The sequence below is a fragment of the Magnetospirillum sp. SS-4 genome, assembly GCF_902729425.1.
Classification (GTDB): Bacteria; Pseudomonadota; Alphaproteobacteria; order Rhodospirillales; family Magnetospirillaceae; genus Phaeospirillum.
The window spans coordinates 135,267-158,181 of sequence record NZ_CACVCH010000013.1; the positions used below are offsets into that span (position 1 = coordinate 135,267).

A 22,915-nucleotide genomic window follows, 5' to 3' on the forward strand; every position below is an offset into this window, starting at 1 on the left:
ATGACCAAGACCTTCCTGCTTACCGGCGGCGCCGGCCATCTCGGCAGCCTGCTGGCCCGGCGGCTGTCGGCCCAGGGACACCGGGTGTTCTCACTGGTGCGGCGCGGCGGCCACGCCCTGCGGCTGGAAGACCTCGGCGGCACCATCGCCCGGCTGGAGGCCGACGTGGCCGATGCCGCCTCGCTGGGGCGGGCGGTGGCCGAGGCGCGGCCCGACGTGGTGTTCCATCTCTCCAGCTCGGTCTTCAACCCGCCGCCGACCCTGGACACCCACATGGCGACCAATGTCGGCGGGGCCGCCAACCTGATCCAGGCGCTGGAACCGTTCCCCGCCGCCCAGATCGTCTATGCCAGCACCGCCGCCATCTACGGCAACGCCAACCGGGCGAAGGAGGACGAGGCACCGGCCCCGGCGACCTGGCTGGGCGCCAGCAAGGCCGCCGCCTCGCTGCTGTTCGCCACCCATGCCCGCATGACCGGCCGCAAGATCACCGAATTCCGCATCTACACCCCGTTCGGCCCATGGGAACGCAACACCCGGCTGATTCCCCAGATCATCCTGTCGGCCCTGGACGGCAAGCCCATCCGCACCACCGAGGGCCGCCAGACCCGCGACTACCTCTATGCCGACGACCTGATCGACCTGATGCTGCTGGCGGTGGAGCGGCCGCACGAGGGCTGGCGCGCCTATAACGCCGGCGCCGGCGAGGGCGTGCCGGTGCGCACCATCGTCGCCACCGTGCTGGAACTGATGGGCAATCCGGTCGAGGCGCAGTTCGGCGCCATTCCCACCCGACCGGACGAGATCATGGAAATGTCGGCCGACATCTCGCGCGCCGCCGCCGAATTCGGCTGGCGCCCGAGCACGCCGTTCATGGAAGGATTGACGCGTACGGTGCGCTGGTTTACCACCAATGCCGACTTGGCCCGCCGGCTGATCTAACAGCGAAAGCGCTTCCGATGACCACCTGCATCGCCTGTGGTTCGACCAGGGTCGAGCCCTTCCTTGACCTGCACGAGACCACCCTGGCCAACAAGTTCCTGGCTCCCGACGAGATCGGCGCGCCGGAACCCCGCCACCCCCTGGTCGTCGGGTTCTGCCACGATTGCAGCCATGTCCAGCTGACCCATCTGGTGCCGCCGCCCGAGATGTTCGACGACTATCTCTACATCTCGTCGTTGTCCAAGACGTTGGTCGACCACCTGCACGGCCTGGCCGCCACCGTGATCGAGCGATTCCGGCTGGGGGCCGGCGACCTGTTCATCGATGTCGGCTGCAATGACGGCACCCTGCTCTCCGAGGCGAGGCGACGGGGCGTGCGCATCCTGGGGATCGACCCGGCCAGGAATCTGGCACCACTGGCCAAGAAGAACGGCGTCGATACCCTGGTCGCCTTCTTCGGGGCCGAAACCGCCCGGGCCGTGGTCGCCCGCGAGGGCCAGGCCTCGGTGGTCACCGCCACCAACGTCTTCCCCCATATTCCCGCCCTGGACGATCTGGTCACGGGCCTGGACGTCGTGCTGAAGCCGGGCGGCGTGTTCGTCGCCGAGGCCCATTACCTGGGCGACCTGCTGGACGCCTGCGCCTTCGACACCGTGTATCACGAACATTGCTCGTATTGGTCGCTGCACGCCGCCCAGCGCATGTTCCAGCGCCACGGCTTCGAGGTGGTGGACGTGGAACGCCTGCCGATCCATCACGGCCAGTTGCGCCTGTTCGCCCAACGCCGGGGCGAAGGCCGGCCCAGCCCCGCCGTCGCCACCCTGCTGGCCGACGAAGCCCGACGCGGCATGACCGGCATCGAGTGCTACAAGGCCTTCGCCAGGCGGGTCGAGGCTATTCGCGCCGAACTCAACGCCGCCTTCGCCGGGTTCAAGGCGGCGGGCAAGACGGTGGTCGGCTACGGCGCCCCCGCCAAGGGCAACACCCTGCTCAGCTATATCGGCTTCGGCCCCGGCCAGTTGGCCTATATCGCCGACAAGAGCCCGCTGAAGCAGGGCCGCGTCACGCCGGGCACGCACATTCCGGTGGTGGGGCCGGAGCGCCTGCTGGCCGACCAGCCCGATTACGTGCTGCTGCTGGCCTGGAACTTCGCCGACGAGATCATGGCCGAGCAGGCCGAATACCGGGCGCGCGGCGGCAAGTTCATCCTGCCGGTGCCCGAGGTCAGGATCGTCTGATGCGCATCGCCGAACGCGAGATCAAGGGCATGTTCGATGTGGAGGTCGATCCGGCCGCCGATCATCGCGGCTGGCTGATCAAGCCGTTCGACGCCCGCCCCTTCGCCGCCGCCGGCCTGACCGCCGAATGGCGTCAGGTGATCGTGCAGTACACCGAGCACAGGAATACCCTGAAGGGCCTGCATCATCAGGCCGATCCGTTCCTTGAGGCCAAGCTGATCGCTCCCATCGAAGGGCGCTGCTTCTGGGTGTCGGTGGACCTGCGCCCCGGCAGCCCCACCTTCGGCCGCTGGGGCGGGGCGGTGCTTGACGCCGCCAAGCGTAATTCGCTCTACGTGGCCCGCGGTTTCGCCCATGGCTGCCTGACGCTCACCGACCGGGTCAACCTTCTGATCTGCGCCGACAACGACTATTCGCCCGATCACGGCGTCAGCATCGCCTGGAACGATCCGGATTTCGCCATCGACTGGCCACTGGCGCCCGGCGAGGACGTGGTGATGAAGGACGAGCATCGCGCCGCGCCGCCCTTCGCCGCATTGCGGGACAGGCTCGACCTCTGACCCAGGAAGGGTTCACCATGGCCCAGACGACCACCGGTCTTCGCAGCATCCTCAGCGCCGCCTGGGCCTATGAACTGCTCCAGACCCTGCTGGGCACCCGCCCCATGCGCCGGGTATTCGTCAACGATTACGTCCGGCCGTTCAAGGGGGCCCGCGTTCTCGACCTGGGCTGCGGCCCCGCCAGCCTGATCGAGATGCTGCCCGACGACATCGATTACACCGGAATAGATCTCAGCCCCGGCTATATCGCCAGCGCCACGGCCAAATACGGCCATCGCGGCTGTTTTCACGTCATGGACGCCGCCTCGCTGCGAAACACCGGCGAGACCTTCGACATCATCTATTCATTCGGCATGCTGCATCACATCGACGACGACCGCTGCCGCCACGTCTTCGAGATGGCCGAGGCCATGCTGCGGCCGGGCGGACGCTATGTCACCTTCGATCCCTGCTATGCCGAGGGGCAGCACGCCTTCGCCCGCAAGATCGCCGACTGGGATCGCGGCGACGCCGTGCGGACGCCCGACCAATACCTGGCCCTGGCCGGTTCCGCCCCCTTCGCCAGGATCGATCACGCGGTCCGCCACGATCTCTGGTTCCTGCCGGTAACCGTGCATCTGATGGAGTGTCTCAAGCGATGACCGATTCCGCCCGTAAGCTGATCAGCATCATCGTCCCGGTCTACAACGAGCAGGAAGTCCTCCCCGTCTTCTTCGACCGCCTCCAGAAGGCGGTGTCCCCCATCCGCGAACGCCACGACGTCGAGTTCATCTTCACCAACAACTGCTCCACCGACCGCACCCGCGACATCATCCTGGGCTGGCGCGAGACCGACCCCAACATCCACCTGATCACCCTGACCCGCAATTTCGGCTATACCGCCTCGGTACTGTCGGGCCTGACCCATGCCAGGGGCGACGCCATCATCAACATCGATTCCGACGGCGAGGACCCGCCCGAACTGATCGCCAGTTTCGTCGAGGGCTGGGAACAGGGCTACGACGTGGTCTACGGCCTGCGCGACAAGCGGGCCGAACCGGACCTGCTGGTCAAGGGCCGCAAGGCCTTCTACCGCTTCACCCGCCTGATCGCCGACAACGACTTCATCCTCGACATGGCGGAATTCCTGCTGATGACCCGCCGGGTGCGCGACGAGGTGATCAAGATCGCCAACTCCTTCCCGTTCATCCGCAACGACATCGCCTATGTGGGATTCAGCCGCAAGGGCATCCCCTACACCCGCGAACCGCGCATCGCCGGCCAGACCCATTACAACGCCCTGTCGCTGTTCGCCGGCGCCGTCGCCTTCATCCTCACCGCCTCCACCTTCCCGCTGCGCATGGTCGGCTATCTGGGGGTGCCGTTGCTGGCGCTGGACCTGTTGTGCATCCTGTCGTCACCCTTCCGTTCGGGAGAGGCGTCCAACACCCTGATCGTCGCCAATCTGGCGCTGCTGGTCTATGCCATGGTGTTCCTGTCCATCTACATGGCCCGCATCTACAAGAACGGAATGATGCGCCCCACCTTCATCATCGACTGGGACCGCACCACCGTATCGCCCCGTGGCGGCGGAGCCACCGCGCATGGCAACGGCTAGCCCGTCCCACCCGCTGGCGCTGGCGGCCTTCGCCGGTCCCGTCATCGCCCTTTACGCCCCGCTGGGGATGGCGCCGCTGTTCATCGTCGTCGGCCTCGCCACCCTGGCGTTGGCGTGGAAGCGGCGGCCATGGCGAGGCGTCGACCGTCGCGTTGCCCTGATTCTGGGGACCATGCTGGCATGGGCGGCCCTGTCGCTGACATGGGCGCTGGACCCGCCGCAAGGCATGAAGACCCTGGCCGGCCTGATTGGCATTACCGGTGGCGGATTGCTGCTGACGGGGACCGCCGCCACCCTGGACGAGAGCGAACGGCGGCGGGTCGGCATGGCCCTGGCCGCCGGCGTGACCCTCGCCTTGCTCCTGGTGCTCGCCGAAATCGCTGGGCTGGGGCCAAAATCACTATTGCGGCCGGATGACCGGAACGTGGTGGACCGGCTGGGCCGCGGCCTGACCGTTGCCGCGGTGCTGGCGGCTCCGTCCATGGTTGCGGCCTGGCGCCAGGGTCATCGCGCCTGGACGGCGGGCATGGCCCTGCTCCTGGTGGCCGCCACCATCGGTGGCCATACCCTGTCGGCCAAGCTGGCGCTGCTGGTCTGCCCGCCGGTCTTCGCCCTGGCGCTATGGCGGCCACGCCTCGCCGCCTGGGGCGTCAGTGGAGTGGCGGTCACCATCGCCCTGGCCTTCCCGCTGCTGTCCATGGCCCCCACGCCGCAGGAAACCATGGACTGCTATTCCTTCCTGCCCAATTCGGCCCACCACCGCCTGACCATCTGGACCTTCACCGCCACGCGGACGATGGAAAAGCCGCTGTTCGGCTGGGGCCTGGACGCGTCCCGCTCGCTGCCCGGCGCCGAGGATATCATCAAGGTCTGGCGCCGCGAGAATCTGCCGGCCTGGCTGATTCCCAATGGAGAACTGGTGACAGAACAATTATTGCCGTTACACCCCCATAGCGGCCAGGGGCAGATATGGCTGGAACTGGGAGGAGTTGGAATTACCCTGCTTTCGGGCCTGCTGCTCGGCCTGGGACGGATGGCGCTCCGCCGGTCCATCCGAATCGATACCGCCGTACTGGCAACCATGACCATCTCCGCGTTTCTGATCTCCAGCGTCAGCTATGGAATTTGGCAAAGCTGGTGGCTGTCGTCACTGTGGCTGGCCGCTTCCCTGGCCAGAGCGTCCATGCCGCTGCCGGATGGCAACCATGATGGAGCACAGGCATGATGGATGTGAGGCACCTCTACCTGATGACCGAGGTCGTCGTCGGTCTGGCTGTACTGTTCGCCATGCTTAAGGGATGGCTGCGGCTGCCCGACAGCCGGCGGGCTGTCGTGGTCTTGGGCCTCGGCTGGGTCGCATTGGTCAGCCTGCCTCACTGGATACTCGGTCCTTACTCCTATATGGACTGGCTGGGCGACCTGGACTACATGGTCCCGATCATCAAGCTTATCAATGCCCAGCCCCCAGGCACCCGCTTCATTCACGAATATGCCGGCGGGCACGACGCCTATGTGTTCGGAGCGATCGCCGGTCAGTATCTGTCATTCGAGCAGATCCTGATGCGGTTGCTGCCACCCTGGGCAGCCAGCGGCCTGCACAAGGCGCTGCTGGCGGCAATCTGGAGTTCCGGAACCTATTTTCTGGCCCGCCGAGTGGCGGGAACCGACCGGTCCGTCGGCATGGCGCTGGCCTGCCTCGCCACGGTATCCTATCACTACGCCTCGGTCGGTTCGTTGCTGTTCGGCCCGCCGGTGGCCATGGTGCCGCTTGGCGCCTATCTGGTGGTCTATCGAGTGGGCAGGCGGTACTACTGGCCCGGCGTTCTGGCCTTCGCCGCCTTCTATGCCATCGCCGGCGCCCAGCCGCCCGGTGCCATCGGCCTGTTGTCGGCACTGCCGATCCTGGCCCTCGCCGTTTCGATCAGACGACTGATCCAAATTCTCCCCGCCCTGGGAATCATCACCCTGCTGATCCTGCTCAACTGGCATGAATCACTCTATGGCATGCTGGCCTCGGCCCCCTTCACCAGCCGTGGCCGCGTAAGAACTTTTCAAACTCTCCCGACGAATGTGCCAGAAGCACTGTGGGGCATAGCTAGCGTACACCTTGAATGGATAGTTGCCGTTATCCTAGCATCCGCCGTGGCGGCCCATAAAAATATTGAGTCGCTTATTACGACACGCCGATCAATATTTAGCCTGATTGCATTCTTAATATTCCCGCATTTATTCATGATTGTTCCATTCGGCCTGATAGGCCTTCCTTTTTTGTATGGCTTCCCGTTCCACTACATGCTGCTGGCCGGATCGATATTCTTCATCATGGTGTTGGCCAGACTAGCAGCCAGCCGCACCGCCGCTCCAACCATCTGCGCCGTAATCCTGGCGATTGGGCTCGGCAAGGCCGCCTGGGCCAAGGCCTATGAAGTGACGGGATGGTTCGGCCAAGCTGGTCACCGCTTGACAGAATTGGCCGAACTGCGCGATCCACCATGGCTTCCTCCGGAACCGGTGCGGATGGTTGCCGTTCCCTACCGCCTGGGCGAGAACACCCTGGCGGCTGCGGGACGTGAAGCGCTGGACTTCCATTTCTCCATGGGCCTGGGTGACCTGTCGAGTTACTGGGCGGCCATCATCCGGGCCGACAGCAGGTTGGAAAGCGGCGCCATGTCGCTATCACCTCGCCTCGGCGAAGATATTTCGAAATGCTGCGCCACCTACGATATCGACAGCTACCAGGTGAGCTCGACCCTGCTTCGTATCGCCAATGTCGGCTTCATCGCCAGCCGGCTACCGCTTCGAGGTAATGGCGTCACCAAAGTCGGAGGTCCGGCCGAAACCGAAATCACCCCGCGCGAGGGAGCAAGTCTGGCCGACCGGCTGCGGGTTAGCATGAAATGGAAATTCACGCCGCCCGAGGTGTTCGTCTATTCCCTGGGAACACCACTGCCGCGCGCCTATGGCGCAACCTCTATCCGGGTGGTGCCCGACGATCTGCCTCTGGCCGATTACTTCGCCGAAATCGAACGCCACGGCCTGAACCGCAGCCTGATCGTGCGGCAAGATGACGCGGGGAAATTGGGAAATATCTCCGATTCCGGTACCGTCACCGTCCGGAAAGCCATGTTGGTGCAAAACGGCCTTGATATCCTGCTGGAACCGGGAACAGGCGGGGTTCTGGCGATCAACTACACTTGGCTGCCGTTCTGGAACGCCACCGCTGATGGCGTATCGCTGGACGTGGTCAAGGCCAGCGGCGTTCAGATGGCGGTCAAGGTGCCGCCTGGAACCACCAGGGTCGAGATGCGCTACGTCCGGCCTTTGCTTCGTGATCGGATCGCCGGATGGCTGAACCGATGACCGCCACGACCGATTCCGGACACTTTCTCCAGCATGCCGGCATCGACTACCTATCCGCCCTGACCGGTCTTCGGGGCGTAGTGGCCCTATGGGTAGCCATCTATCATATCCGAGCCTACCTGCACGCCCTGCTGCCCGGCATGCCGAACGCGCTGACCCAGGTGATCGATAGCGGTTTCATCGGCGTCGATATCTTTTTCCTGCTTAGCGCCTTCATCATGTCCCACGTCTATGGCGGTATGTTCACTCGCATCACGCGGACCTCCTACGGCTACTTCCTGATGCTGCGGTTGGCGCGCATCTATCCACTGCACCTGCTGATGCTGTTGGCCTACGGCGTGGCGGTACTGGCATTCGTGACGCTCGGCATCAAGCAACCGGAACCGGTGGAGCGGTGGAGCGGATTATGTTTCGCCGAAAGCCTTATTCTCGTTCAGTCCTGGGGGTTCCACGACCACAGCTGTTTCAATGGCGTCGCCTGGTCAATCAGCGTCGAGTGGCTGGCGTATCTGATTTTCCCATTCCTGGTGCCGCTATTTGCCAGGATCACCTCGCTCCGAACGGCTCTGGCCGGCGCCGTGCTGGCCCTGGCCGCGATGCATGCCTATTTCTGGTCTCTGGGTTCCGGTTCGACCCTTGCCTTTCTCGGCTTTGCCACCGTGCCCCGCATGGCGGGTAGTTTCATCGCCGGGTGCTTCTTGTACCGCGCTTATCTAAGATTGCCAGCGCATCGGAATGCGGCAACCATAGCGGTTATTTTGGGCTGGGCTGGACTTTGGGCAACTCTGGTCTTCGACGCCAAGCTATGGACAGCCTGGTTCTGCGCCCTGCTGGTCCTGGCCCACGCAGGCGGCACGGACCCGATTGGAACGCAACTCAGTCGGCCTATTGGGCAGTATCTTGGAAATATCTCCTACGCCCTCTACATCTCCCATTTCGCCGTGGTCGATGTCTATGTCCGCCTGTTTCGGCTTGAGAGCCTGGAACAACGTCCCGCTTGGCAACTGGTCGCAATTTTGGTGTTGTACTTGGCCGTGATCCTTGGAATCGCCACCCTGCTCCACCGTCTGGTCGAGATTCCCGCCCGGTATTGGCTGGGGCGGCTGGCAAAACGGATGATCTCAGCGCCGTAACGCCAGCGCCATCAGGGTATAATGGCCGCGAAGGGTGCGGACCCGCGCCAGCCGCAGGGTCTCGAACCCGGACCGCGCCAGCAGCGCCAGCAGGCTGACCGGGTCGAACATCCACAGATGGCATGAATTGAAGATGTCGTCCTCGACCGGCTTGCGGCCGAAGGCGAGGGCGTCGGGCACCTCGATGAACGCCATCCCGTCCCCGCCCAATCCCGAGGCCACGTCGCGCAGCGCCTGTTCCGGGTCGCGCAGATGCTCCAGCACGTAGACCAATGTCGCCAGTTGCACCGGCCCGGAGATCAGCCCGTCCCGAAACGGCGCCTGGACATAGGGAATGCCGTGGGCTTCGATGAAACGGCCTTCCGGCGCCGGATCAACCACATGGGGCCGCCATTCGGCATCCCGGAACTCATAGGCCATGATACCGGTGGCGCCGCCCACGTCGACCATGGACCAGGGCGGCGACGGCCAGTCCAGCAGGCCGGCCTGGCGGGCCTCGGCGATTCCCTGCCTGATCCAGCGGATACGGGCGCGGGTCTCGGACTGGTCGTCGGGCAGCGCGACGACCTTGCGGAAGGTTTCCTCGGTGGTGGCGCCGCGCCAGGCGGCGGCGGCCTCGCGATAGCCCTGTTCGTACAGCCGGTCCAGCACCGCCGGGTCGCGGGAATAGCGGGAATAATGAAAGCCGCAGCCGTCACAGCGCATCCAGGCGCGATAAAAGCCATCCCCGCTCACCCCCACCCGCTGCTCGTAGGCGTCGGGGGCCGGCGCCGTCAGCACGGCTGTGGCCTCCGCGGCACCGCAGATCAGGCAGCGGTCCGGCGTCACGGGGCGATCCCCAGGAAATCGCGCAACCGGATCAATCCCTCCTCCAGTTCCACCCGGGCTTGCCAGCCCAGCAGGCGTTCGGCCTTGACGCTGGACACCGGCCGCAGGCTGGGAGCGGCGGGCGCGGTCTCGGTCACCCGGGGCGACCGGCCCAGCAGACGGGCGCTGGTGGCGATGACATCGCCCAGCGTCACCATCCGGCGCCCCTGGATGTTGATGATCTCGAAACCGGGCAGGCGGCCGAGCGAGGCCAGGATGCCATCGGCCACGTCGGAAACATGCAGGAAGCGCCGTCCGGTGGCCAGCGAGCCGATGCCGACCTCGTCCCTGGTGGCGACGGCGTTGAACAGCGCCTCGACCGCCGACCAGTTGTCGGACCGCGAGCCGTAGACGATGCCGAAACGCAGCACTGTGGCGGCGCAAAAGCCATGAGCCGACTTCTGGCGCAGGTTGTTCTCACTGACGAATTTCGAAAAGGCGTATTCCGAGGTCAGGCGCGTGGCGTCGATGACGTCGTCCTCGGTCTTGTCCACGCCCGGCTGGAAGCTGTCGTAGACCCATTCGCTGGAGGCGAAGACGAACTGGCGGGCGCGCCGCGTCTCCGCCGCCTCCATCAGATTCAACGTGCCCATGACGTTGACGTCGAAGCAGTGGCGTCCGCGATTACGGCAATCCGGATCACGCGACAGCGCCGCCAGATGGACGATGGCGTCGACGTCCTCGGGAATCAGGTCGGCGATGGCCGGATCGCGGATATCGGCGGCATGACAGCCGGCAACGGTGCGGGAATCCACTCCCACCACGTCGATGCCGCGATCGCGGCACTGATTCAGCAGTTCGGTTCCGATGAAGCTGGCCGCGCCGGTGACAAAAATCCGCATGATCCGATCCTCGATCTGGCTACAGCGCCGTCCGCACCCGTTCGGCGATCTGTCCCGCCGTCAGGCCGAAGGTTTCGAACATGGTCTCCTGCGAGCCGTATTCCCTGGTGAAGGCATCGGGAATGCCGAGGCGGACCACCTTGGGCAAACTCACGCCGGCATCCACCAGCGTCTCCAGCACCGCCGACCCCAGGCCGCCGGCCAGCAGATGTTCCTCGACCGTCACCAGCAGGTCGCGGCCCGGCACCAGCGACAGCAGCGCCCCGACGTCCAGCGGCTTGATGGTATGCATGTGCAACACGCCGGATTCGACGCCGCCGGCCGCCAGGATCTCGGCGGCCCGGAGGCAGCGCTCGGTGGTGGCGCCGGTGGCCACCATCAGCACCCGGCCGGGCGGGCGGCGCAGGATGGCCCTGCCGATGCGAAAGTCGTCGGTAGGCTGGCTGATCACCGGATCGCCGCCCTTGGCGAGGCGGATATAGAGCGGACCCGGCCAGTCCAGCGAGACGTCCATCAGCCGCTTCATCTCCTCGGCGTCCGACACCGCCACCACCGCCATGTTGGGCAACGCCCGCAGGATGGCGAAATCCTCAATGGCGAGATGGGTCGGCCCCAGCGGGGCGTAGACCACGCCGCCGCCATTGGCGATCAGCCGGACCGGCAGGTTGTGGACGCAGACGTCCACCGCCACCTGCTCGTAGCAGCGCCGGGTGATGAACGGCGCGATGGTGTTGACGTAGGGAATAAGGCCGTCCATCGCCATGCCGGCGGCCATGCCAACGACGTTCTGCTCGGCGACGCCCTCCATGAAGAAGCGCTCGGGCATCTCGGCCTTCATGGCCTTCAGCGTGCCGACCCCCAGGTCGGAGCCGATGAACACCACCCGCGAATCCCTGCGGGCCAGTTCGTGGACCTTGTTCAGGCTGGTATTGCGCATCAGGCATCCTCCAGCGCGGCGGCGATGGCGCGCACTTCGTCATCGGTGAACTTGTTCTTGTGGTGCCAGGACGGCTGGTGCTCGGCGAACGGGACGCCGCGCCCCTTGACGGTGTGGGCGATGATGGCGGTGGGCCTGTCGCCGTCGTAGCGCAAGCCCCGAAACAGCGCCGACAGGGCCTCGACGTCGTGGCCGTCCACCTCGATGGCGTCGAAGCCGAAGGCGGCCCATTTCTCGGGCAGCGGGTCCAGCGGCTGGACCTCGTCGGTGAAGGCGTAGGACTGGATCTTGTTGTAATCGACGATGGCCACCAGATTGCCCAGTTTGTGCTTGCCGGCGCTCATGGCGGCTTCCCAGACGCTGCCCTCGTTGATCTCGCCGTCGCCCATCACCACGAAGACCCGGGACGGCCGCTGCTGGATACGCGCCGCCAGCGCCATGCCGAGTCCGATGGACAGGCCGTGGCCCAGCGCCCCGGTCGAGGCCTCGACCCCGGGAACCTTGCCGGCCTCGGGATGGCCGCCCAGGATGGACTCGCGCTTGCAGAAGGTGGCCAGGGTTTCCCGCCCGATGAAGGCCTTGTCGGCCAGCAGGGCGTATTGGGCGAGGCAGCCATGGCCCTTGGACAGGATGAAGCGGTCGCGGTCCGGCCATTTGGGATTGGCGGGGTCGAAGCGCATCACCTCGTCATAGAGCACCCGCAGGATCTCGATGGGCGACATGGAGGACCCGATATGGCCGCGCCCGCCGCCCAGCAGGCCTTCCACCACCAGCCGGCGCAGATGCTTCGAGCGATTGTCCAGCGGTCGGGCCTCGGCCTGGCGCGCCGCCTGACGGATGGGGGAATCCTGCCTCATGTCTCGTTCACCCTTTCAAGCAATGCCGCCGCCTTGGCCAGTTGGCGAATCCGCGCCGCCGCCCCGTCGGTCTCGCCGGCCGCCACCCGCCGCGCCCAGCGCTCGGGCAGGAATTCGTTGAGCACGATCAGCGCCCACCGCGCCACGAACAGGGGCCGGAACGCCGCCAGCCGGCCATGAAATTCCGGCACGTCCTCATACACCCGGGCGATGCCCTCGCGCCAGCGGGCACGCAGGGTTTCATCCAGACTCTGACCCGGATGCAGCGGAAATTCCGCCGCCAGCTTGACCGGATCGTCCCAGCCGAAATATTCAAAATCCAGGAACGCCAGCGAACCGTCCGGCCGCCGCAAGGCGTTGTGAAAGCCGAAATCGGCCGGCGACAGGGTGCGGCATTCCGGCGCCAACGGACCGAACGTGACGGCTTCGGCGGATTGTTGCAGGATCGGAGCGATTCCGGCCTCCAGCAGGTCGCCCAGGCCGGGATGACCGGCGGCGACCTGACGCAGCCGCACCAGCCGGGATTCGGCCTGACGGATCAGTTCGGCCCCCGAGACACAGGCCTCCGACGCCCAGGGCAGACGGGCGGCGGCGGCGGCATGGCGAAGCGCGTGCAGACGGGCGGCGAAGGCCAGGGCGGCATCGACATCGGCGGCGGCGGGACTGTCGACCGGAACGCCCTCGATCCATTCGTAAAGCCCCTGGCCGGCTTCGTCATCGCGAGCCAGGGCGGCCGGCACCTCGACGATGCCGTTGGCCGCCAGGAACGACAGCGCCGCGAACTCGACGCCCAGACGGTCGCGGGCATCGCCGGTGGTGCGGGGATAGGACTTGAGGGCGAAGCTGCGGCCGTCCTCGGCCTCGACCCGTTCCAGGCGGTTGTTGCCGCCGCGCCCGCCCGGCCGGATCGCCCGGACAGGTGTCCGCGCCAACCGGGCGGCCCGCTCAACCGAGTCGCTGGAACAGGTGGCGGCCAAGGCTGGTCCAGTCGGAAAAGGCGAGAAAGGCGCCGGTCGGAAGCGGCTTGGCCGGATGGAACAGATAGCGCTCGATTCCGGCCGGGAAGCCGGGCTCGGCAAAGACCTCCTCCAGGTCGTCGACGAAGGCGGCGCAACGGAGCTGGCCGATGCGGGCCAGCTTCTCGGCGCGGGTGGAGCAGAAGTGAATGTTGGGGCGCTTCAGCCCGAAACCATCCCCGGTGAAAAAACCCCTGGCATCCATCCAGGCCAGGGCGGCCTGACGCAGGTTGATCTGGTCCGGATCATGGGGCGCCGTCTCGGTCTTGTGGCTGACGATGGCCACATCCCAGCCCAGGCGGCGGCATTCCAGCAGGAAGTCGCCGACGCCCTCGATCAGCTCGGCCTCGGCCATGCGGCGGGCGTAGACCTCAGCCTGAAGCTTCTGCCACGCCACGTCGGCGTCGGGCGACAGCCGCACCAGATCGCGCACCTGCTTCTTGGTGGCGGCGCGGGCGGCTCCGGGAAAGCCGGCCGCCAGGGCGGCATCCCGGAACACCCGGTCATAGCCCGCGATGGTGTTGTCGAAATCGAGGCCGATCAGCATGCCGCGGCGATCCTATTGCAGCTTGAGCTGCTGCATCAGCTTGATATTGAAGTATTCCGGGTTGTTGAGCGGGTCCGTCAGCTTGCCGGCCTTCATGGCCTCGACCAGTCCCCGCACCGCGTCCTCGATGGTGTATTTCAGCTCGAAGCCGATCTCTTCCCGGATCTTGCGGCCCGACACCTGATAGGAGCGCGGATCGTTGGTGGGAACCGTCTCGATGGTCACATGGTCGCCCACCACCTTGCGAACGATCTCGGCCAGTTCGGAAATGGGGAAGTTGGTGTCGCCGGCATTCCAGATCTTGCGGTTGATGGCCGAATCGGGCTGCTGCAACAGATGGAGATAGACCCGCACCATGTCCATGATGTGGATGTTGGGACGCTTCTGCGGTCCGCCGGTGACCCGGATCCTGCCGTTGTTGACCGCCTGATTGGTGAAGATGTTGACCACCACGTCCAGGCGCTGGCGCTTGGCATAGCCGCAGACGGTGGAGGGACGGATGGTGCAGACGGTGAAGTCCGGCCCGGCCTCGGCGTTCAGCTCCTGCTCGCACAGGGCCTTGAACTTGGAATAGTCGGTCAGCGGCTCCAGCGGCAGATCCTCGTGGACTTCCGGGTCGTCCTTGACGCCGTAGACCGAGGACGACGAGGCGTAGATAAAACGCTTCACTCCGGCGGCCTTCGAGGCCTTCACCAGCGGCAGGAAGGCGTCGTAGTTGATGGACTTGCCCAGATTGGGGTCGAGATCGTAGCTGGGGTCGTTGGAAATACAGGCGAGATGGATGACGCAGTCGCAGCCGGCCAGCGCGTCCTTCACCACATCGATGTCCCGCAGATCGCCCCTGACCTCGCGCAGGTTGGGATGGCCCTTCAGTTCGTCGAACACCTCGCCGTAGAGATAGAGGTCGAGCACCGTGACCTTGTGGCCCTCCCGGATCAGTTCGGGAATCAGGGCGCTGCCCACATAGCCGGCGCCGCCGGTCACCAGCACGTTCCAAAGCTTCATGATTCCCCCCCGGTCACTTCAACAGAGTGTTGACGAATTTCAGCAGCGCCACCTTGTCCACCGACGAGCGGTGGCCGACGATGCCGACCTTGATGGCCCCGGCGGCGTTGCCGACGAAGGCCACCTGATGCATGGGACAGCCGGCCGCCACCAGCGGCGCCGTCACCGCCAGGAAGGCGTCGCCGGCTCCCACCGTGTCCACCACCTGCTTGGTGAAGGCGGGAATCCGCTGCACGCTCTTGCCACGCTCGTAGGACACGCTGCCGTGCAGGCCGGCGGTCACGATGATCTTGTCGCACTCCACCAGGGCCGGCAGGCGCCGGCCGGTCAGCTCGGCCACGTCGCAATACTTGTCGGCGGCGGCGAAGCGGGCCTCGCGGTGATCGATGCAGACGTAATCGGCGCTGGCGTATTTGGTGATGAAGTTGAATCCCAGATTGCCGGCATTGGTCTGGGTGTTGACGGTAAGGAATTTCGAGCACCGGCGCACCAGTGCGATGGTCTCGGGCGTCAGCATGCCGTGGCCGAAATCGGTCACCACCACCACGTCGGACGCCGGGCAGCGATCGGCCAGGACCGCGTTGACCCGGTCCACCACCTCGGCCGCGTAGGGCCGGTCGTCCATGTGATAGACCTCGAACAGCTTGCGGACGTAATTGGGCTCGATGAAGCGGGTCTTGCGGGTGGTCGGCGCGCCGGGACGGCGGATCACCGTCAGGGTGACGTTGGGCTTCAGGCTGGCGCGGACCAGCTCCTCCCAGCTGTCGTCGTCGCCCAGCACGGTGACGATCTCGACCTCGGCCACCAGATCGGCCACATGATTGGCCGCCGCGACCACACCGCCGGCGAAGACCTCGCGGCTCTTGAACAGGGTGGCGATGAGCTGCTCCTTGGACGAGCGCTCCATGGTGTCGACGTAATTGTATTCGTCGATGATGGTGTCGCCGACCATCAGCACCTTGTAGGACTTGATCTTGTCGATATAGGTCGCGATGGAGGCGGTGGCGTCCTCGGCCCGCAATTCCTCGAGGAAATCGCGCAGCGGCGGATCGTAGACGTCGAGATAGCGGTTGATCAGGGTCGACGAGCTGAAGGTGATGTCCCTGGTGAACACCAGCCGGCCGCCGTGCTGTTCCACGGCATCCTTCTCGGCCCGGATCTTGCCGGTGATGTCGTCGTCCGGATTCTCGTAGTCCGAGCCCTTGACGTAGACCGAGGGCCGCACCGTATCGAGCACGTTCTCGGCTGTGGGGGCGTGGTTGACCGCCACCCAGTCCACGTATTGGCAGGCGGCCAGCATCTCGGCGCGCAAGCCCTCGGGAAAGATGGGACGGCCGGGTCCCTTGTTGACGAAACGGTCGCCGGTGAGCGTCACGCACAGCCGGGTGCCTTCCCGCCGCGCCGCCTCCAGGTGGCGGACATGACCCATGTGCAACAGGTCGAACACGCCGTGGCACAGCACCACCTGCTCGCCGGCTTCGCGCGCCTGGCGCACGATCTCGGCCATGCCCTCCAGGGTGACGACCTTGTCGCGGGCGCTGACCGGCTCGCTCACGTCTTGTCTCCGAGATACTTGAACCAGTCCCTGGTTGCCTCGGCGATGGAATCCGGCGACCACACCGGAGCCTCGCGCCAGTAATCGATATTGTCGAGAATCCGCCCCACGCCGTCTTCCAGGCTGACCTTCGACGACCAGCCCAGCAGGGAGTTGATGCGGGTGGTGTCGGCAAAGGTGCAGTCGGGCTCGCCGGGGCGCTTGGGGATATGGGTCTTCGGCCCGCCCAGCAACTCCACCAGCCGGTTGACGCTGTAATGCCCGCCCGAGCCCACGTTCATGACGACCTGCTTCAGGTCGGATTCGGACGCGGCGAAGAAGGCGTCGGCCACGTCGGTGACATAGGTGAAATCGCGGGTCTGGGTGCCGTCGCCGACCACGGTGTAAGGCTTGCCGGCCAGCTTTTGCGCCAGGAACACCCCGAACACCGCGCCATAGGTGCCCGACGTGCGCGAGCGCGTGCCGTAGACGTTGAACAGGCGGAGCGACACCACCGGCAGGCCGTAGCACTGCCCCCAGTGCATGACGTAGCTTTCGCCGGTCATCTTGGTCAGGGCATAGGGGTACATGGGCCGCATCTCGGCGGTTTCCGGCGTCGGATAGACGTCGGGAATGCCGTAGCACGACGACGAGGCGGCGTAGACGAATCGCTTCACCGCGGCGTGGCGGGCGGCTTCCAGCACCGCGAAGGTGCCGTTGACGTTGGCGTGGTGGTATTCGGTGGCGTTCTGGATCGATGGCACGATGTCGGCCAGCGCCGCCAGATGGAACACCCGGTCGACCCCCTGGAACAGCGGATTGATCGCGTCGCGGTCGGTGATGTCCAGCTGATGCACCGCCAGCCCGGCCCGCTCCCGCAGATGCATCAGGTTCTCGGGCCGGCCGGTGGAGTAGTTGTCGATGACCGTGACCCGGTGGCCCTCGGCCAGCAGGCGGTCGACCAGATGGCTGCCGATGAAGCCGGCGCCGCCGGTGACCAGACTGTGAGTGGTATATGCGGACATTCTTATTCCCCTCGCCACGATACGTGGCTATAGCCGGTTTGACGGGGCCGGGTCAACGGCGTTCAAATTATGAACGGCGGTTTCCGCCGCCAGGATCTCCCCGACGATTTCGGGATAGGGGCGCCGGTCCAGGTTGACCAGGGCGGCGAAACGCTCGCGCTCGAAGGTCTCGCGTCCGTCGGCCCAGGCCCCCAGCCGCTCCGCCACCGCCTCGGCGGAATCGGCGCACAGGCCGGGAAATTCACGGAAGATGGACGTCTTCTGGCCGGGAATGACGTCGATCATCAAGGTGGGGGTTCCCAGCTGGATGGCCTCGGCGATGATGGTGGACGGGTCCGAGACGATCATGTCAGCCCTGGCCACCAGATCGTAGACCGGGTCGGTAACGTGAACCACGTTGGCGAGGCCCTGGCGGCAATTCTCGATGAAGCCGGGGGTCAGGGTGTCGTGAGGATAGCCGCTTTTCACCTGCAACAAGATGGTGCGGTCGGGGAAGCGTTCGGCCGCCAGGCGCACGGCGCGGACGAATTCCGGATTGCCGATGGCGAAGCGGGCCATGAACAAGATGTCGGACGAGGTGCGGGTGGGACGCCGGAAATCCGCCTCGGTGAAGGCGAACGAGCCGATGGCGTGCAGCCCGGCCACGTCCCAACTACCCTTGAAGTGACGATGAAAGGCGCTGCCGATGGTGAAGTAATGGTCCATGGACACCCAGCGCAGTTGCGGCATCAGGATGGTGATGCCCTGGACGGCGTGGTTGAGGCCCCATTGCGCGGCACCGACGCGGCGCAATTCCTGGCGGCGCAGCACATGCTCGACGTTGTAGTCGTCGCGCGCCCAGAAGATGTCGGGCTGGCAGCGGTTGAACAGTGCCCGGATGCGCAGCCGGCGGAACGGCAACAGCGCCATCTCCCAATAAAGGCCCGGCGCCAGCCCGCCCCGGCGCAGCCACAGCCCGCCGCAATCCCGAACGGCCACGGCGGCCGCCTCCAGCGCCTGCCAGGGATTGAAGGCGCCGTCTCCGGGCAGGCAGCGCGGCCAGTCCCCGAAGCGTTCGGCCGCCCGTTCCGCCACCTCGGCGTTGCGCATCACCACCATCACCTCGCCGTTCCGGCGGAACGCCTGGTAAAGGGCGACGTCGCGCCAGTCGTCGTTGTGATCGGCCATGACGAAGACCGAACGGGTGGTCACCGACGGCCGCAGCTTCGCCGCCACCAGCGCCAGCGCCGCCCCCAGGCCCAGCGCCAGGGCGGCGAGATTGAGCAGCCGGTTCGGCACGGCCCGGGTCGCGATGCCGGACAGGGCGTCCGGACCGAACCAGGCCCGCGCCAATCCGACCAGTTCGGGCGAGGCGCCGACCACCCTGGCCCCAGTCGCGGCGACATGCTTGTTCAGCAGGAAGGCCGCCATGTAGCGGCGGAACATGAACATGGTGGCCAGCAGCTTCAGGGCGAATCCGTGCCGCCGGTCCGCCGATGCCGCGTCGAAATCGAAATGCCTTGCCTGCCACGGCTCGATGGTGGCCAGGACGTCATCGGCGAAGATCAGGGTGGGATAGGCCCATTCCTGGGCGTGTTCGGGGTAATCGTCGATCAGCCGCCGGGCGCCCCGGGCCAGCGCCCAGGCCTCGATGCGGTCGAGAACCCGCTTCAGCGGCGGCAGCAGCGGATCGGTCATCAGGATGCGCGGGGTCTCGCCCCGCCTTACCCGCCGGATCAGGCCGAAGGCGGTGATCTCGTCGAGGATGATGACGTCGTCAGCCATAGGCCTTGGCGTTCCACAGCGGATCGGTCGCCATGGTCCCGGTGACGCGGGCCAGATCCTCGGCATTGTCCACCGTGTCGGACACGATGGGGGTCACCAGCACCTTCATGGAGCGGCCCATCTCGATGACGCGGTTGTAGTCGATGCCCTCGACCTCTTCGTTGTAGGTCATGCCGAAGGCGAGGAACTCCTTCAGGAAGGCCGGCTTGAAGGCGATGATGGCGGTGTGCTTGTAGACCCGCTCCGGCAGAACCCCGTGCTTCTTGGGGCTGGGGATCGGGGCGCGCGACATGTAGATCAGGCCGCCGTCGCTGTCGCGGAACAGCACCTTGACCCGGTTCAGGTCGTGAAACTCCTCGATCAGGGTCAGTCTTTCCACCAGGGTGGACGAGTCCAGCTCCGGTTCCGCCACATGGGCGGCGATGATCTGGTCCAGCATGCCGGGATGGACCAGCGGCTGGTCGCCCTGGACGTTGATCACCAGGTCATAGGGACCGTCGGCCCTGGCCACCTCTTCATAGGCCCAGGCGATGCGGTCGTTGCACATGTCGAATTCGGGGGTCAGCACCACGTCCCCGCCCAGGCGCCGGATATCGTCGGCCACTTCCTCGTTGGGGGTGGCGACCACCACCCGGGTCAGGGCCTTGCACAGCCGGGTGCGCAAATAGCAATGGCCGACCATGGACATGCCGTCGATGTGCTTCAGCGGCTTGCCGGGAAAACGGCCGGAATTCATGCGGGCGGGAACGATGGCGATGGTGCGGAGCACCTGGGGAGCGATGGTGCGGAGGCTCATGGGGTTTCCTCGACGTCCAGGATGATCTTGAGCTTGGAGCCCGAGCGCGCCAGCTCCCACGCCTCGGCGAAGGACGACAGCGGCAGCCGGCAGGCCAGCAGCGGCGACAGGTCCAGCGACGGCATCAGGCGGATGGCCTCGGCGAAGTCCTCCGCCGTGCTGCCCACCGAGCCGATCACGCACTTGTCGAAGGCGGCGATGGCCTCGAACGAGAATTCCTTGCGGGCGTAGGGCAGGCCCAGCAGCAGCAGGGTCGCCCCGGCCGGAGCCCCGTGCAGCGCCTTGTCCAGCACCTCCGGGTGGCCGGTGGCCTCCACCACCACGTTGAACTCGCCCAGGCGGTCGAGATCGGTGGCGGTCTCGATGCCGGGCCGGCCCCTGAACACGTCCAGCCGGGCGGCATTGCGGTCGAACACCGTGACCGGATAGCCGCGCCGGGCCAGTTCCACCGCGCAGATATGGCCGATGCAACCGGCCCCGGTGACGGCGGCGCGCTTGTCGCCGCCGGGAGCGGCGGCCAGGGCCGGCATCAGTCGGCGCATGCCCTTCAGCACCACCGCCAGCGGCTCGCACAGCGCCGCCTGGCGCATGTCGGTGCCCGGTTCCAGCCGGTGGACGAACCGGGCCGGAACCGTGACGAAATCGGCATAGGCGCCGTTGCGGCGGAACACCCCCAGTTCGGTGCGCTCGGCGCAGCCGATGAAATTGCCGGCGCGGCATTCGGCGCAGGTGCCGCAGCTCTGGATGCACTCCACCACCACCGGATCGCCCTCCCCGAGGGTGGCGACGTTCTGGCCGACCGAGACGATGCGGCCGGAGAATTCGTGGCCCGGCACGATGGGATACTTGGCCATGCCGGTCTTGTAATAGCCCAGGCTGCCGGACAGCAATTCCAGGTCGGTGGCGCAGACCCCCACATGGGAGGTCGCGACGACCACGTCGCCGGGCTTGCATTCGGGCAGTTCCACCTCTTCCAGCGCCACTTTTCCGGGGCCGTGAATCACCACGGCGCGGGTCGAGCGGTCGAACAGGGCGTCTTCCCGCTCGGCGGCGGTTTCCAGGGGGTGGCGCTCCAGCAACCCCCGGAAGGCGCCGGCATTGCGGTTGAGACGGAAATAGATCACTTCGCGCAGGCGCTGGCCCAGGCTCAGCCGCTGCGCGACCGGATTGTCCCTGGGGCGGATGGCGCCGGCAAGGTCGGACACGGTGTTGCGCAACTCGGCCGCCAGTTCCGACACAATGCGTTCCGGCCCCTTGATGCCCATGCGCCGCGCCGCCACCGCTTCCCGGTAATAGCGCCGCCGGATCTGGCGCCAGCTTTCCTCGTGCAGGTGGTAAAGCCGGGCCTCGGGCTGGTAGACCACGCGATAGCCCTCGCCCATCCATCGGCGCGCCCAGTCGATGTCTTCCAGCCCGGTCAGTTCCTCGTCGAAGGGATAGCGCTCCCACAGATCGCGGCGGATGGCGGAATTGGCGTTGTTGACGCACCAGCGGTCCGGGCTTTCGTCGCGGGGCTGCGGGCCGAAGGTGCGCTCGAAATCCTCGGCCTCCGAGAATTTCGAGCAGGCCTTGCCCAATTGGCGGCCATAGGTCATGGCCACCTTGTCGTCCCTCAGCGGCGCGATCAGCCGCTCCAGCCAATGCTCGTCACAGGGCTCGGTATGGGCCGAGGCGATGGCGACGAAGCGCCCCGCCGCCGCCCGGATGCCGGTGTTCAGGGAATAGCCGAAGGTGAAATCGTGGCTGGAGATGCGCAGCACCTTGTCGGCCCTGGCCTCGGCGATCTCGCGGGTACGGTCGAACGAGCCGGAATCGACGATGACGACCTCGAAATCGCGGTAGCTTTGCCGGTCCAGCGCGTCGAACAGGCCGGGCAGATATTTCTGCTCGTTGAAGCAGCGGATGACGACCGAGGTCTCCACCGGATCAGGCACGCAGGCCGTCCAGCAGGTTCTTCAGGGTGGAATGGTGGATGCGCTCCCACGCCTTGGGGCTGGAATTGCTGTTGTGGGGCGCCAGCATGACGTTGTCCATGCTCCGCAGCGGGCTGGTGGCGGGCAGCGGCTCGTCCTCGAACACGTCGAGCGCGGCGCCGCCGATCTCGCCGGCCTGAAGGGCGCGCACCAGTGCCTTCTCGTCCACCACCGGGCCGCGGCCGGTATTGATGACCACGGCGGTGGTCTTCATGCGCTTGAACTGGGCGTCGGACATCAGATGGAACGAGGTCGGGTTGAGGTCGCAGCACACCGAGACGAAGTCGGATTCCTCCAGCAGCCGGTCCAGGCCGGTCATCTCGACCCCGGTCTCGGCGATCAGGGCGGGATCGACCTCCTTGATGTCGCAGCCCAGCAGGCGGGCGCCGAACGGCCTGGCGCGGCGCAGCGTGGCGCCGCCGGTGCAGCCGCAGCCCACCACGCCGATGGTGGATTCGTTCAAGGCCCGGCCGGGGATCTTGTCCCACACGCCGGCCTTCATCATGCGGTCCATCCAGGGCAGCCGGCGGGCGAAGGACAGGATATAGCCCAGCTGGGTGTCGCCCACCGGCTGGGTGAAGGCGTCGAGCGTGCGGCCGGTCCGAATGCCCTTGGTGGCGGCGTAGACGGAATCGATGGAATCGATGCCGGTGCCCCATTTGGAGATGATCTTGAGGTTGGGGGCCGCGTCGATCACCGCCGGGGTGATGCGGTCGTCGCCGCAGACGATGCCGTGATACCTGCCGATGATCGGCAGCAGGTCTTCCTCCTCCAGGCGTTCGTTGACGTCGGCCACCGTGATCTCGATGCCGTTCTCGGCGAACCACGGCCGGAACCGGTCCACCACCGGGATCATGTAGGGGGCGCTGATCAGGACATTCCAGGTCATGGCGGCTCCGGTGCTTGCGTGCGTCGGCCTTTC

21 protein-coding genes are annotated in these 22,915 nt (G+C 66.0%); 8 read left to right on the plus strand and 13 right to left on the minus strand.

All coding sequences use genetic code 11. The features are described 5' to 3' along the window. From MTBSS4_RS03625 to MTBSS4_RS03660, 8 genes are read left to right on the plus strand one after another with little or no spacing between them, the layout of a single operon-like run. Entirely contained in the window at positions 1–942 is a 942-nt protein-coding gene (locus MTBSS4_RS03625; RefSeq protein WP_173982035.1) for an NAD(P)-dependent oxidoreductase, read from the plus strand. Between the two features lie 17 nt (positions 943–959). Then, positions 960–2,180 (plus strand): class I SAM-dependent methyltransferase, encoded by a 1,221-nt coding sequence (locus MTBSS4_RS03630; RefSeq protein ID WP_173982036.1) that lies wholly within the window; start codon positions 960–962, stop codon positions 2,178–2,180. Further along, a complete protein-coding gene (locus MTBSS4_RS03635; protein WP_173982037.1) occupies positions 2,180–2,740 on the plus strand; it encodes a dTDP-4-dehydrorhamnose 3,5-epimerase family protein in 561 nt (186 codons plus the stop codon). Before MTBSS4_RS03630 ends, MTBSS4_RS03635 begins: the two co-directional genes overlap by 1 nt. Before the next feature lie 17 nt (positions 2,741–2,757). Continuing rightward, a complete protein-coding gene (locus MTBSS4_RS03640; RefSeq protein ID WP_173982038.1) occupies positions 2,758–3,381 on the plus strand; it encodes a class I SAM-dependent methyltransferase in 624 nt (207 codons plus the stop codon). Continuing rightward, positions 3,378–4,337, plus strand: coding sequence for a glycosyltransferase family 2 protein (locus MTBSS4_RS03645; protein ID WP_173982039.1), 960 nt, complete (start codon positions 3,378–3,380; stop codon positions 4,335–4,337). Before MTBSS4_RS03640 ends, MTBSS4_RS03645 begins: the two co-directional genes overlap by 4 nt. Then, positions 4,324–5,562 (plus strand): O-antigen ligase, encoded by a 1,239-nt coding sequence (locus MTBSS4_RS03650; RefSeq protein ID WP_173982040.1) that lies wholly within the window; start codon positions 4,324–4,326, stop codon positions 5,560–5,562. Before MTBSS4_RS03645 ends, MTBSS4_RS03650 begins: the two co-directional genes overlap by 14 nt. A gap of 23 nt (positions 5,563–5,585) precedes the next feature. Further along, positions 5,586–7,697 (plus strand): hypothetical protein, encoded by a 2,112-nt coding sequence (locus MTBSS4_RS03655; RefSeq protein WP_173982041.1) that lies wholly within the window; start codon positions 5,586–5,588, stop codon positions 7,695–7,697. Beyond that, entirely contained in the window at positions 7,694–8,830 is a 1,137-nt protein-coding gene (locus tag MTBSS4_RS03660; RefSeq protein WP_173982042.1) for an acyltransferase, read from the plus strand. The genes MTBSS4_RS03655 and MTBSS4_RS03660 overlap by 4 nt, the downstream gene beginning before the upstream one ends. On the opposite strand, the gene MTBSS4_RS03665 is transcribed toward MTBSS4_RS03660, so the two are convergent. Genes MTBSS4_RS03665 through MTBSS4_RS03725 form a run of 13 tightly spaced genes read right to left on the minus strand, consistent with a single transcriptional unit; the run spans position 8,819 to position 22,882 of the window. Beyond that, positions 8,819–9,658: a class I SAM-dependent methyltransferase gene (locus tag MTBSS4_RS03665; protein WP_173982043.1), complete on the minus strand. Its 840-nt coding sequence runs from the start codon at positions 9,656–9,658 to the stop codon at positions 8,819–8,821. The two genes, MTBSS4_RS03660 and MTBSS4_RS03665, sit on opposite strands and share 12 nt — an antisense overlap. Next, positions 9,655–10,539 (minus strand): NAD(P)-dependent oxidoreductase, encoded by an 885-nt coding sequence (locus tag MTBSS4_RS03670; RefSeq protein WP_173982044.1) that lies wholly within the window; start codon positions 10,537–10,539, stop codon positions 9,655–9,657. The genes MTBSS4_RS03665 and MTBSS4_RS03670 overlap by 4 nt, the downstream gene beginning before the upstream one ends. A gap of 19 nt (positions 10,540–10,558) precedes the next feature. Further along, positions 10,559–11,476 (minus strand): transketolase family protein, encoded by a 918-nt coding sequence (locus tag MTBSS4_RS03675; RefSeq protein WP_173982045.1) that lies wholly within the window; start codon positions 11,474–11,476, stop codon positions 10,559–10,561. Next, complete coding sequence (locus MTBSS4_RS03680) at positions 11,476–12,333, minus strand: transketolase (RefSeq protein ID WP_173982046.1); 858 nt, start codon at positions 12,331–12,333, stop codon at positions 11,476–11,478. Before MTBSS4_RS03680 ends, MTBSS4_RS03675 begins: the two co-directional genes overlap by 1 nt. After that, positions 12,330–13,310, minus strand: coding sequence for a phosphotransferase (locus tag MTBSS4_RS03685; protein WP_173982047.1), 981 nt, complete (start codon positions 13,308–13,310; stop codon positions 12,330–12,332). The genes MTBSS4_RS03680 and MTBSS4_RS03685 overlap by 4 nt, the downstream gene beginning before the upstream one ends. Beyond that, positions 13,279–13,896: a hypothetical protein gene (locus MTBSS4_RS03690; RefSeq protein WP_173982048.1), complete on the minus strand. Its 618-nt coding sequence runs from the start codon at positions 13,894–13,896 to the stop codon at positions 13,279–13,281. Before MTBSS4_RS03690 ends, MTBSS4_RS03685 begins: the two co-directional genes overlap by 32 nt. Positions 13,897–13,908: 12 nt before the next feature. Continuing rightward, complete coding sequence (locus MTBSS4_RS03695; RefSeq protein WP_173982049.1) at positions 13,909–14,901, minus strand: NAD(P)-dependent oxidoreductase; 993 nt, start codon at positions 14,899–14,901, stop codon at positions 13,909–13,911. A 13-nt stretch (positions 14,902–14,914) separates the two neighbouring features. Next, on the minus strand, positions 14,915–16,456 hold the full coding sequence (locus tag MTBSS4_RS03700) for a PfkB family carbohydrate kinase (RefSeq protein WP_254432365.1): 1,542 nt from the start codon (positions 16,454–16,456) through the stop codon (positions 14,915–14,917). Continuing rightward, positions 16,453–17,460: an SDR family oxidoreductase gene (locus MTBSS4_RS03705; protein WP_173982050.1), complete on the minus strand. Its 1,008-nt coding sequence runs from the start codon at positions 17,458–17,460 to the stop codon at positions 16,453–16,455. Before MTBSS4_RS03705 ends, MTBSS4_RS03700 begins: the two co-directional genes overlap by 4 nt. A gap of 27 nt (positions 17,461–17,487) precedes the next feature. Continuing rightward, positions 17,488–19,224: a hypothetical protein gene (locus MTBSS4_RS03710; RefSeq protein ID WP_173982051.1), complete on the minus strand. Its 1,737-nt coding sequence runs from the start codon at positions 19,222–19,224 to the stop codon at positions 17,488–17,490. Continuing rightward, positions 19,217–20,020, minus strand: a complete 804-nt coding sequence (locus MTBSS4_RS03715; protein ID WP_173982052.1) for a 3-deoxy-manno-octulosonate cytidylyltransferase — start codon at positions 20,018–20,020, stop codon at positions 19,217–19,219. Before MTBSS4_RS03715 ends, MTBSS4_RS03710 begins: the two co-directional genes overlap by 8 nt. Beyond that, positions 20,017–21,954 (minus strand): alcohol dehydrogenase catalytic domain-containing protein, encoded by a 1,938-nt coding sequence (locus MTBSS4_RS03720; protein WP_173982053.1) that lies wholly within the window; start codon positions 21,952–21,954, stop codon positions 20,017–20,019. The genes MTBSS4_RS03715 and MTBSS4_RS03720 overlap by 4 nt, the downstream gene beginning before the upstream one ends. Beyond that, the gene (locus tag MTBSS4_RS03725) at positions 21,947–22,882 is read right to left on the minus strand and encodes an NAD(P)-dependent oxidoreductase (RefSeq protein ID WP_173982054.1); all 936 of its coding nucleotides are present in this window, start codon (positions 22,880–22,882) and stop codon (positions 21,947–21,949) included. The genes MTBSS4_RS03720 and MTBSS4_RS03725 overlap by 8 nt, the downstream gene beginning before the upstream one ends. Positions 22,883–22,915: the final 33 nt, after the last annotated feature.